The organism is Sphingobium sp. YR768, from assembly GCF_900111125.1.
In the GTDB taxonomy this organism is placed as follows: Bacteria; Pseudomonadota; Alphaproteobacteria; order Sphingomonadales; family Sphingomonadaceae; genus Sphingobium.
Genome location: NZ_FOGE01000001.1, coordinates 36121 through 47822 on the forward strand (window position 1 = coordinate 36121; position 11702 = coordinate 47822).

General features: G+C 63.5%; 9 protein-coding genes. 7 read left to right on the forward strand and 2 right to left on the reverse strand.

The window, feature by feature from the left end:
- Positions 1–149 precede the first annotated feature (149 nt).
- Positions 150–1442, forward strand: a complete 1293-nt coding sequence (locus BMX92_RS00155; RefSeq protein ID WP_093010292.1) for a hypothetical protein — start codon at positions 150–152, stop codon at positions 1440–1442.
- Positions 1443–1455: 13 nt separating this feature from the next.
- Here the strand turns inward: BMX92_RS00155 and BMX92_RS26765 are convergent, their stop codons facing one another.
- The gene (locus BMX92_RS26765) at positions 1456–1692 is read right to left on the reverse strand and encodes a hypothetical protein (RefSeq protein WP_143066686.1); all 237 of its coding nucleotides are present in this window, start codon (positions 1690–1692) and stop codon (positions 1456–1458) included.
- On the opposite strand from BMX92_RS26765, the gene BMX92_RS00160 reads away from it, so the two are divergent.
- The 3 genes from BMX92_RS00160 to BMX92_RS00170 all read left to right on the forward strand — a co-directional run bounded on the left by BMX92_RS00160 (position 1691) and on the right by BMX92_RS00170 (position 5340).
- Complete coding sequence (locus BMX92_RS00160; protein ID WP_093011202.1) at positions 1691–2995, forward strand: MFS transporter; 1305 nt, start codon at positions 1691–1693, stop codon at positions 2993–2995. The genes BMX92_RS26765 and BMX92_RS00160 overlap by 2 nt on opposite strands.
- Entirely contained in the window at positions 2992–3909 is a 918-nt protein-coding gene (gene cysK, locus BMX92_RS00165) for a cysteine synthase A (RefSeq protein WP_093010294.1), read from the forward strand. The genes BMX92_RS00160 and cysK overlap by 4 nt, the downstream gene beginning before the upstream one ends.
- Before the next feature lie 108 nt (positions 3910–4017).
- The gene (locus BMX92_RS00170; RefSeq protein ID WP_256213223.1) at positions 4018–5340 is read left to right on the forward strand and encodes a cell wall hydrolase; all 1323 of its coding nucleotides are present in this window, start codon (positions 4018–4020) and stop codon (positions 5338–5340) included.
- Here the strand turns inward: BMX92_RS00170 and BMX92_RS00175 are convergent.
- Positions 5337–6422: a helix-turn-helix transcriptional regulator gene (locus tag BMX92_RS00175; protein ID WP_256213224.1), complete on the reverse strand. Its 1086-nt coding sequence runs from the start codon at positions 6420–6422 to the stop codon at positions 5337–5339. The genes BMX92_RS00170 and BMX92_RS00175 overlap by 4 nt on opposite strands.
- A gap of 163 nt (positions 6423–6585) precedes the next feature.
- Here BMX92_RS00175 and BMX92_RS00180 point away from each other — a divergent pair, with 163 nt between their 5' ends.
- The 3 genes from BMX92_RS00180 to BMX92_RS00190 all read left to right on the forward strand — a co-directional run bounded on the left by BMX92_RS00180 (position 6586) and on the right by BMX92_RS00190 (position 11635).
- Entirely contained in the window at positions 6586–7938 is a 1353-nt protein-coding gene (locus tag BMX92_RS00180; protein ID WP_093010296.1) for an aminotransferase class V-fold PLP-dependent enzyme, read from the forward strand.
- 68 nt (positions 7939–8006) lie between these two features.
- On the forward strand, positions 8007–9335 hold the full coding sequence (locus tag BMX92_RS00185) for a metal-dependent hydrolase family protein (RefSeq protein ID WP_093010298.1): 1329 nt from the start codon (positions 8007–8009) through the stop codon (positions 9333–9335).
- A 191-nt stretch (positions 9336–9526) separates the two neighbouring features.
- Entirely contained in the window at positions 9527–11635 is a 2109-nt protein-coding gene (locus BMX92_RS00190) for a TonB-dependent siderophore receptor (protein ID WP_093010300.1), read from the forward strand.
- Positions 11636–11702: the final 67 nt, after the last annotated feature.

Genomic DNA, 11702 nt, shown 5'->3' on the forward strand with positions numbered 1-11702 from the left:
AGGCTTTTGCCGCCATGCCGCCCGCCGTGCGTTTGCCGTCAGGCCCCTCACTCCGGTCGGGAGGCGGACTTCTGACGTTAGCCTCTGCCAAAATGATTTGATAACTGTGCTCCTGCTAGTGAGCGTCGATTTTGTCAGGAGGAACAGAGATGGGCGCGGGGCAGTTGATTACGACCAAGCACAGAAGTCGTGATACTGGTTACATTTCCCTGAGGTCCGTCGATGAAGATCTCGCGGCAAGGCTACCGGAACTTCGCCTGCCCAGAATGGGCGAACAAGCGCGCGCAGCGTTCCGAGCAGTGTTGGCCTACGAAAAGCCACCCGCCAATGGATCAGTCGTTGACGTGTTACAGCTTGTCGAGGCTCGCGGCTTTTCCGCGCATCCTTGCGACTGGATTCCAGAGTATAGCTGGCAACTAGGCGGCAGGCATCCTGCGCTATATCAGCCTTGGGTCGATTGGTTGTCCGAACAGGGCCTGACCAAATTTCACCAAGGTAACACGTTGACCGCCGAAAATTGCAAGCGGTGGAGTCGAGGGCAGCGTCGTTGGGCTCTCATAGAAATGATCCGCAATGGCCGCGACGATGATTTTAGGGCTGTGAAGGATTTCGCATCAAGCCAGCCGGTATCGATTCGACTGCAACTGGTCGAAGAAATTCGTGCATGGGGGAGCATTGATGGTGCCTATCCATGGCAAATGCCCTATCCATGGCAAACACCGCTACTCGAACATTTTCTGGAGGATCGCGCAGAAAAGGTCAGGTCATTTGCTTCATATAAGCTCGAAGGAATGGGCGACCTTAGGACTGAGGAAGACTATGCGCGAAAATTTGCTGCCGATCTGACGGTGACTGAAGACTCTGTGAGATACCGTGACCCTCCAGAATCTTACACAAAGTCAGTCCTCTACACCAACTTCGACGCTCTCGCCGATGCTCTGGGCCTTGCGCCAAATGAGCTAGCACGGCGTTCTGCTTTGGACGAAACTGGCAAACCATTGATTCAATTGGCGGCGATGACCGGGGATGCTGAGGTTCGCTCAATCTTTGCCACGCGGATGCTAGACTCCGGCAATGGCGGCGAGCATATCCCGTTGGCTATGTTTGTAGGCTCTGCTCCGTCGTTATGGGAACGCGGCTTAAAGGCGATGTTCGCGTCCCCCTATGTGAACAGCGTGCAAGAACTTCTCGGTAGCAAAGTCGGTACGTTGAGCAGTGCGGCAATGCGCGAATGGCCTTGTTCTCACCATATCTCGGAGACTGTAATCGCCGAACTTGAACGGGGCAAGTTGCCAGTGAACACGGCGTATGATCCATTGCGTGTGCTGGGCAAAGTCGTAGACAAGCATGCAGCGGCCGAAGTGCAGGACGAAGCGTTGGCCGCAGGAATGGCACCAGACAACCCCAGATTGACTATGCTGAAGCTCAATCTGGCACTTTAGTCAGCTATTCAAGTCAACGGTCCCTAACGGTCATCACCGAAATTCGTACCTTACGACCTTCCATGTGCGAAAAACAGGTGGTTTGCGCCACCATCCACTTCTGAGCGTCACGCATTCCTGCACGAAAGCTTGCCATGAAGGATATAGCCCCCCGTCCGCCATCCTCATAGATCGCAAAGCAAATCTTGTAGCATTGGCATCCCTGCAATGGTTGCCAGATGGTTGCCCGCATCGCTAAAGCCATCGCCATGACGGCTCCCCTCCCGCCCCGGCACCCGCTGCATTTCCCCAATTTCCGCGCCTATCTGGTCGGGCGTTTCTGCGCCACGCTGGCGCAGTACAGCATGATGATCCTGCTGGCGTGGCAGGCCTATAATGTCGCGCGGGAGACGATGAGCACCGGCGAGGCCGCGGCGCAGCTTGGCCTGATCGGGCTGGCGCAATTCCTGCCGCTCTTCTGCCTGACGCCGATCACCGGATGGGTGGCGGACCATTTCGACCGGCGGATCATCACCCGGCTGACATTGGCCCTGCTGACGCTGGCGGCAGGCGCCCTCTCCTTCGCCACCTATGAAGGCTGGGTCAGCCTGCCGCTGATCTTCGGCATCGCCGTCATCGTCGGCATCGCCCGCGCCTTCAACGGCCCGGCCTATGGCGCGCTGGCGCCCAATCTGGTGCCGCCCGCCGTGCTGCCCAACGCGATCGCGCTGTCCTCCGTCGCCTGGCAGGCGGGCGATATTTTGGGCAAGGCGCTGGGCGGCTATGCCTATGCGATCGAGCCCTGGGCGGCCTATGCCCTGTCGGCGGTCCTCTTTGGCATCGGCCTCATTTCCATGATGCTGATCGGCCCGGTGCCGCAGCCGCCGCGCGAAGTGGGCCGCCATCCCATCCGCCAGATGATCGACGGCGTCACTTATGTCCGCACCAACCGGCTGGTGTTGGCGACGATCACGCTGGACCTGTTCGCGGTGCTGCTGGCGGGGGCGACGGCCCTGTTGCCGGTCTATGCCCGCGACATATTGCATGTCGGGTCTGCGGGCTTTGGCCATCTGGCCATGGCGCCCGGCATCGGCGCGGCCATCACCGCGCTGTGGTTCTCCTTCCGTCCGATGAAGAGCGAGGTGGGGATGAAGATGCTGGGATCGGTGATCCTGTTCGGCCTCGCCACCATAGCGTTCGGCTGCACCGCCTTCCTGCCGCGCGACATGGCTGTGGAGGCCGGGATCGCCGCGCTGGTGGTGCTGGGCGGCGCGGACATGGTGTCGGTATTCGTGCGCCAGTCGCTGGTGCAGATCCACACCCCGGATGCGATGCGCGGGCGCGTGTCGAGCCTGTCGCAACTCACCATCTCCGCCTCCAACGAACTGGGTGAGGCGGAATCGGGCTTCCTCGCAGCCCTCGTCGGGCCGGTCGCCGCCATCATCGGCGGCGGCGTGGGCGCCATCATCATCACCCTCATTTGGGCGCGACTCTTTCCCGAATTGCGCCTAGCACGTAGCTTCGATCCACCCGACAGCGGGCGAACGGACAGCAAATTGGAGAAGGCCCTATGAAAGCTGCCACGATTCTCGAAACCATCGGCAATACGCCGCATATCCGCGTCAACCAGCTGTTCGGCGACGCAGAAGTCTGGATCAAGTCGGAACGCTCCAACCCCGGCGGATCGATAAAGGACCGCATTGCGCTGGCCATGATCGAAGCGGCCGAAGCCAGCGGCGAATTGCAGCCGGGCGGCACCATCATCGAGCCGACGTCGGGCAATACCGGCGTGGGGCTGGCCATGGTGGCCGCGGTGAAGGGCTATAAGCTGATCCTCGTCATGCCCGAAAGCATGTCGATCGAACGGCGCCGGCTGATGCTGGCCTATGGCGCCAGCTTCGACCTGACGCCGCGTGAAAAGGGCATGAAGGGCGCGATCGAGCGCGCGCTGGAGCTGGTGGCGCAGACGCCGGGTAGCTGGATGCCGCAGCAGTTCGAGAACCCGGCCAATATCGACGTGCATGTGCGCACCACCGCGCAGGAAATCCTGGCCGATTTCGCCGACGCACCGATCGACGCGCTGATTACCGGCGTGGGCACGGGCGGCCATATCACCGGCACGGCTGAGGTGCTGAAGAAGGCCTGGCCTTCCTTGAAAGTCTATGCGGTGGAGCCAACCATTTCGCCGGTCATCAGCGGCGGGCAGCCCGGCCCGCACCCCATCCAGGGCATTGGCGCGGGCTTCATCCCGGCCAATCTACATACCCAGTTGCTGGACGGCGTGATCCAGGTCGACCCGGCAGATGCGAAGGAATATGCTCGCAAGGCTGCGACGCAGGAAGGCCTGCTGGTCGGCATCTCGTCCGGCGCGACGCTGGCCGCGATCGCGCAGAAGCTGAAGGAACTGCCGGCGGGGAGCCGGGTTCTAGGCTTCAACTATGATACCGGCGAACGCTATCTGTCGGTGCCGGACTTCCTGCCGGAATAAAATATGTTACCCCGTTCGGGCTGAGCCTGTCGAAGCCCTGCACTTTTCTGCAAGAAGAAAAGCCCTTCGACAGGCTCAGGGCGAACGGAGGTTGGAAACAAGTCGCGCGTGTTCCGGACCAGCTTTTCCACTTTCCTGTCCTATCTCATCTGGGCCTTGCTGTTCATCGGCCTGCCGTTCGGCGTGGCGGGATGGGAAAGCTGGCATCGGCCGGCCGATGCTGGTCCCGCCATGCACGCGGCGGCGCACAACCGGCGGCCGGCCACCCCGCCCCCGCCGGTCGAGCCGGTGCAGGTCTATGCGCTGGAACGGAATCAGGCGCTGGCGCTGAACGCGACCATCCCCTTTTCGCGCGATCCCAATCCGGCCGCCCGCCCCTTCCTCTTTTCCGGCACCGAAACCGATCTGGCGCGCGCGACCGACTGTCTGGCGGCAGCGGAGCTGTATGAGGCGGGCGACGATGCGGTCGGCGAAGCGGCGGTGGCGCAGGTGGTGCTCAATCGGGTGCGCCATCCCGCCTTCCCCAAAAGCGTGTGCGGCGTGGTGTTTCAGGGGCAGGAACGCACCACCGGGTGCCAGTTCACCTTCACCTGCGACGGGGCGCTGGCGCGCACGCCGGGACAGGCGGCGTGGGAACGGGCGCGGGAGATTGCGCGCGGCGCGCTGGCGGGGAAGGTGTACAAGCCGGTCGGCCATGCCACCCATTATCATACCGACTGGGTCGTCCCCTATTGGAGCGACAGTCTGGACAAGATCACGGCGGTCGGCACGCATCTGTTCTTCCGCTGGCGCGGCTGGTGGGGCACGCCGCCCGCCTTCCGCAAGAGCGTCGATCCCGGCGAGCCGCTGATTGCACGGATCGCCCGCTTTTCGGCGGCGCATCAGGATGCTGCGCCCGTGCCGGTGGACGGGCCGCCCGTGATGGTCGCCGAAGCCGCCGCCGCGCTGGCCGCCCGACCGCAACAGGCGATCGGCGCGGAGGCGCTGGGCAAGACGGTGGCCGGGGTCCGGCTGATCGCGATCGCGCCGGGGGCCAAGAGTTTTCTGGTCGAACTGCCGCGATCCGGCGCGCCCGATAGCTGGCCCGCGCTGGCCCAGACTTTCTGCGCAGGCCGGCCCGAATGCCGGATCATGGCGTGGAAGGCGGGCAGTGCGCCGGCCGGCCTGCCGATGAGCGATCCGCAACTGGACGCCATGAGCTTCGCCTATATCCACAATGTCGGCAGCGGATTGCAGCGGGCGCTGTGGAATTGCGACCAGACCCCGCGTACCATAAAAGCCGAATGCATGCGGCGGAGCGTGCCGAGCGCCAATGCGGCCGCCAGTTCGTCAGGCACGGGGCTCACCGGGGTGCGGCGCAAAGGGCGGTTCGAGACGGTGAAGATCACGCCGCCGGACGCGGCGGCGACCAATCCCTCAACCGCCCCTTAATCGGGCAGGGACAGGCGTGGCAGGCGGCCGAAGCGGGCGACCAGTTCGGACTGGCGGCTGCAATCGGTTTTCGAGAAGATCGCTTTCATCTGGGTGCGCACGGTGCTGAGCGCAACACCCCTTTCCTGCGACACATCTTCCAGCCCCTTGCCATCGCACAGGGCGACGACGATTTCCGCCTCCGCACGGGTCAGGCCGCACAGGGCGCGCAGGCGGCTGGTGAAGCTGGCGTCGCCCTGGCCGGGATCGGTGGCGATGAGGACGATCTGTCGTTCCTGCCCGGTCCAGACCGCCGCGATCGAGAGCATATAGGGCAGGCCCTGTTCGCGCCGCACCTGAACCGCGCCGGCCTGACTGGCATCGCGCGCGCGCGCCGCGCGCAGGGCAAGTTGCAGCGCGGCGTCATCGGCCGGATCGCGCGCCACGACATGTTGTTGCCGCAGCATCAGCGCATCCTGCCGCCGCAGCATGGCGTCCGCCCGGCGATTGCCGTGGAGCAGACGGCCGCGCGTACTCAATGTGAAGATCGCATGATCGGACAGGTCGAGCGTCGCCTGAAGCGAGCGGCCATGATGCGCCGCCCGGTTGAGCCGGTGCCGCAGTTCGAACATGCGGCCGATATGGTCGACGATATGCTGAATCTGCCGGCGCTCCTCCCGATCGAAAGGCTTTTGCGTGCGGCCGCGATGCAGGCCGACATGGCCCGCCGTATCGCCCCGCCGCACCACCCCGCCCAGGCAACGGAAGGTGTCGTCCCCCATCGGCCGGATCCATTCATTATAGATGCGGCTATGGGCATAGGTCTTGTCGGGGACGAAGGCTTCGCAATCCCAGACCTGATTTTCGGCGCGGCCGTTGAGCGCCGCGCTCCACAGATCGTCGTCTACAAATTCTTCGCTGTAGAGCGCCATCTGATCGCCGGAGAAATAGCCCGAATAGCTGATTTCCGCGACCTGCGCGGGCCCCTGCCCCCAATGCAGCACCGCCGATCGCGCACCGACAGACTCCGCCAGCATTCCGGCAAGCTGATCGAACAGCGCGTCGTCCATGGCGGCATCATAAATATCTTCGGTACGGATCACGACCAACTCCCCGCTTTCCTATAGCGGCAAGTCACGACGTAAACGACATAAAATCCGGCCAAGCGATGCGGATAGCCGTCCGGGCGCGATCTTTGTCGATGATGGCGGGTCTGCATCCGTCCTTCGTCATGATACAGTGTCACACGAAACAGGTCGGGGGTTTATGGTTACGCGGCGGACATTTCTGGGCGGCGGCGCAGTGATTGGCGGGGCGATGGGTTTCGCGCTGGCCGGCGGCGAGGATGCGCTGGCGGCGGCCGGGGCCTCTGGCGATCCGGGCGATGCATGGCCGGTCGATGCGCCCTTCCGCTTCGATGGCGAGATGCACGATTTCACGGGCGCGCAGGCGGCGCTGGGGCGGCTTTATCGGGTCAATCGCGACTTTGCGACGTTCGACGCGGCCTATTATGGCGTCATGCCGCAGCCGGTGCAGGCATGTTATGAAGCGCATTCGCACTGGGTGAACCGCAATCACGCACTGTTCCTGCGCAATGCGGCGCCGGACCATCCGCGCGACGTGGAACTGGACAAATCGCGGGCGGCGGTGGCGAAGATGCTGGGTGCCTCGACCGAAGAGATTGCGCTGGCGGGCGGCGGGACCGAAGCGCTCTATGCGCTGATCGCCAATTATGCGCTGCTCCAACCCGGCGACGCGGTGATCTATGCCGATGTCGATTATGACGAGATGCAATTTGCCTGCGACTATCTGGAAAAGAGCCGGGGCGCGCGGATCGTGCGGTTCAGCCTGCCCGAACCGCATACGGAGGCGAATATCCTGGCCGCCTATGAGCGGATATTGAAGGATACGCCACGGGCGAAGCTGCTGCTGCTGACCCATTTGTCGAACCGCAACGGGCTGGTGCCGCCAGTGAAGGCGATCGTCGCCATGGCCAAGGCGCGCGGGGTCGATGTGATTTTGGACAGCGCACAGGCGGTCGGCCACATTCCCTTCACGGTCGAGGATACGGGCGCGGACTTTATCGGCTTTTCGCTGCATAAATGGCTGGCCGCGCCGCTGGGCACCGGTGGCATCTATATCCGTAAAGACCGCTTGCAGGACATATCCCCCTGGCTGGGCAATCGCATCCACGGGCCGGAGGATATTCGCGCCCGCATCCCCACCGGGACCGTCGATTTCGCCGCGAAGCTGACCGTGCCCCGCGCGATCGCGGTGCATGACGCGATCGGCGGGGAGGCGAAATATCGCCATCTGCTGAAGCTGCGCGACTATTGGGTGGACCGGGTGCGTGACGTGAAGGGGCTGGAGATCCTGCTGCCGCAGGAAGCCGGACGCTATGGCGCGGTCACGGGCTTCCGCCTGCCGGGCATGACCGGACCGGACGATGCGAAGAAGGCGGCGAAGCTGTTCCTCGACAAATATCGGCTGCTGGTGGTGGCGAAGGCAGGGCTGGCATCGGGACCGGTGCTGCGGGTGACGCCAGCGCTGTTCAACAACAGCGCCGAACTCGACCGGCTGGTGGCGGCGATCCGGGCGGAACGGGGATTGTTCGCCTGAAGATAGGCCGTTGACGGATCAGGCCGTCCGCGCAACCTTGTCCGCCAGCAGCGGATAAGGGGACGGACATGAACGGGATGAAGCGCGCCGCATTGGCGCTGGGCGTCGCAGCGATTGCACTGTCGGGCGCATGGGCGGGCGCCGCGAGCGCGAAGGATGTGGTGGTTCATGCCGGGCGGCTGATCGACGGCACCGGCGCAGCGGCGCGCGACAAGGTTTCCATCCTGATCCATGACGATCGCATCACCGCGATCCAGCCCGGCTTCGTGACGCCGCAAGGCGCGGAGATTGTCGACCTGTCGACCAAGACCGTGCTGCCCGGCCTGATCGACACGCATGATCATATCACGGCGGGCTGGCACATGGGCGATCCGATCCGCAACAGCGTGACCCGCAGCGACTATGAGGATGCGATCGAGGCGACCGGCTTTGTCCGCGACACATTGCTGGCCGGCTTTACCGCCGTGCGCGATTGCGGCGCCAATACCGCCGTCATCGTCGCGCTGAAGAAATCGATCGACGGCGCGGTCATTCCCGGGCCGCGCCTGTGGGTGGCCGGTACGCCACTCGGCCCCACCGGCGGCCATGGCGACGCGGTCAATGGATTGCGCACCGAATTTGCCGATATTCCCCATATCGCGGACAATATCATCGACAGTCCGGAAGCCGCACGTATCGCGGTGCGACGGCTCAAGCGGGAGGGCGCGGACCTCATCAAGATCATGCCGTCGGGCGGGGTCATGTCGATCGGCGACGATCCCACGCACCAGTTGATGACCGACGAGGAGATCAAGGCGGTGATCGACACTGCTCATGCGCTGGGCATGAAGGTGGCGGCCCATGCCCATGGCAAGCAGGCGATCGACCACACGATCGCGCTGGGCGTGGATTCGATCGAGCATGGCTCCTATGCCGATGCGGGCAGCTACAAGATCTTCAAGCAATATGGCGCCTATCTGGTGCCGACGATGCTGGTGGGCGAGCGGGTCTATCAGCGGGCGAAGGAGCATCCCGAGCAACTCAATCCCTCCACCGCCGAAAAGGCGCTGGTGATCGGCCCACTGCTCCAGAAGAATTTGCGGGACGCCTATGCGGCGGGCGTGAAGATCGCGTTCGGCACCGACACGTTCGGCCTGTCGCGCCATGGCGAAAATGCGCAGGAATTCGCGCTGATGGTCGGCGCGGGGATGACGCCGATGGACGCGATCAAGGCCGCGACCGGCAATGCCGCCGACCTGCTGGGCAGCCAGGATGTCGGTACGGTGCAGGCCGGACGCTATGCCGACCTGATCGCGGTGGATGGCGACCCTTTGCGTGACATTCGCCTGCTGGAGACGGTGGGCTTCGTGATGAAGGGCGGCGCGGTGGTGAAGGCCGGGGGCAAGCCGATAACATGACACGGCGCAACCTACTGCAATAAACCGAAATATATAATTGATAATCATTTGCATTGTCGTTAACTGCTGCAACCGGGAGAGGCGCAGGGGCAGCAAAGAGCCGTGTCCGAAGCGCACCCGTCGTTTCTCGCATCCTGACGAAACGCGCAGCGCACCCTCTGCCGCCATCATCGATCAGCAGGATGCTTTGCATGACCCGTTCGCACGCCCTTTTCATTCTGATGCTCTCCACTGCCCTGCCACAAATGGCACTGGCGCAGGCGCCCGAAGCACAATCGGGCGACGCCGACATTCTGGTCACCGGCCGCGCCGAAAAACTCTATCGCGCGACCGATACGGAGATTGGCCGGGGCAGCAGCGATCCGCTGGACATTCCGCAATCGGTGCAGGTCATCACCAGCGAACTGATCCGCGATCAGGGTGCGCGCGACATTACCGACCTGTATCGCAACGTCGCAGGGATCAGCGCCAGCCAATATGCGACCGTCACCTATCGCGGGTTCCGGCAGGACGGCAATTTCTATGACGGGATGCGCGGCGATCCGTTTCAGGGCTTTGCCGTGCCCAGCCTGTTCAGCATCGAGCGGGTCGAGTTTCTGAAAGGGCCGGTCGGCATGCTCTATGGCGCCAGCGCGCCGGGCGGCATGATCAACTATGTCACCAAGAAGCCGCAGGATGAATTCGCCGCATCGCTGCGCGGGATCGTGGGCAATTATGACCGTTATGGCGGGTCGGGCGAGATTACCGGCCCGATCGACAAGGACGGAGTGCTGACCGGTCGCGCCGGCGCCTTTTACGAACATGTCGGCACGGTCCAGCGCAACAGCGACACATCGTCGCTGGTGCTGGACGGCGGCCTTGGCGTGAAGATCGGGCCGGACACGAAAATGACGGTGCAACTGACCCGCTATGAGCAGGATCTGGCGGGCCGCCTGCGTGGCATTCCGATCGACGAAGACGGCAACTTCCTGGCGGATCGCACATGGAATCATCTGGAGCCGAGCGACTATATGAAGCTGAACGGCACGGTGGCGCAGATGCGGCTGGACCATAAGGCCAGCGACGCCCTGTCCTTCAACCTGTCTTCGCGCTGGTTCCGCTACAAGGAAGATCAGGATTATCATGAACCCCGCCCGGTCAGCGATACAGACGGCGACGGCGTGCCCGACACCGTCACGCGCGAATTCCGGCGGCAGCATCGCAACATCGAAGGGGTGACGATCGCCGCCAACATGATCGCGCATGTTCAGACCGGGCCGCTGCGCCACACGATCGCGGCGGGCGGCGACTGGTATTGGCAACAGTCGCTGTTCGACGGCGTTTCCACCCGCGCGGGGGTGCCGCCGCTGTCCCTGACCAACCCCGTCTATGGGCTGGTGCCAGTCGGCGGATATGATCTGAGCAACGGATCGGTCGAACGCAGCGACACAAGGTCGCATCGCTATGGCCTCTATGCGCAGGATCAGATCGACTGGGGGCGCTTCACGCTGGTCGGTGGCGTGCGGCAGGACTGGTTCGATGATGCGGACCCTGTCACCAATACGGCCAAGACGTCGGGAAAGCGCACAAGCTGGCGAACTGGCGGCATCTACAAGCCGATGCAGCGGGTGTCGCTTTATGCCAGCTATTCGCAGAGTTTCGAGCCGCAAGACCCTTCGCGCCAGAGCGCCAGCGTGGGTGGCCCCTTCGCGCCGGTGGCGAGCCGGCAGGTCGAGATCGGCGCCAAGGGGGAATTGCTGGGCGGGAAATTGCAGCCGACCATCGCGCTTTATCGCATCGTGCGGCGCGGCATCGTGCAGGTCGACCCCGATCTGGCGCCGATCAACGGCGTCGACCAGATGTCGCCGATCGGCGAAGTGACGAGCAAGGGCATCGAACTGACGCTGGCGGCCGACATCACCCGAGACTGGGTGCTGACCGCCAACTATGCCTATAATGATGCGCGCATCACCGACAGCGCACCAGGCGCGGCGATCGACAATTCGGTCGGCGGGCGCTTCCCCAATGCGCCCGATCATCAGGCCGGCTTCTGGACCCGCTATCAGATCCCGGCGATCGACGCGGCGTTCGCCTTTGGCGGACAATATGTTTCTGGCCAGTTGGCGCGCAGCGGCGCGCATATGAAGGGCTTCACTGTGTTCGATGGCAGCGTGACCAAGGGGCTGGGCTTTGCCGACCTGATGATCCGCATCGAAAATATCTTCGACAAGACCTATGCCACGTCCGCATTCGACGCACGGCGGGGCGCGTTCGTCGGACGGGCGCGCACCGTCTTTGCCGAGTTGCGCGTCAATCTTTAAGGAGGTGGGCGGCCACTCCCCCGCCCCCCTTCACAAATCCAACAGACGCGCCTATATGCGTCAACGA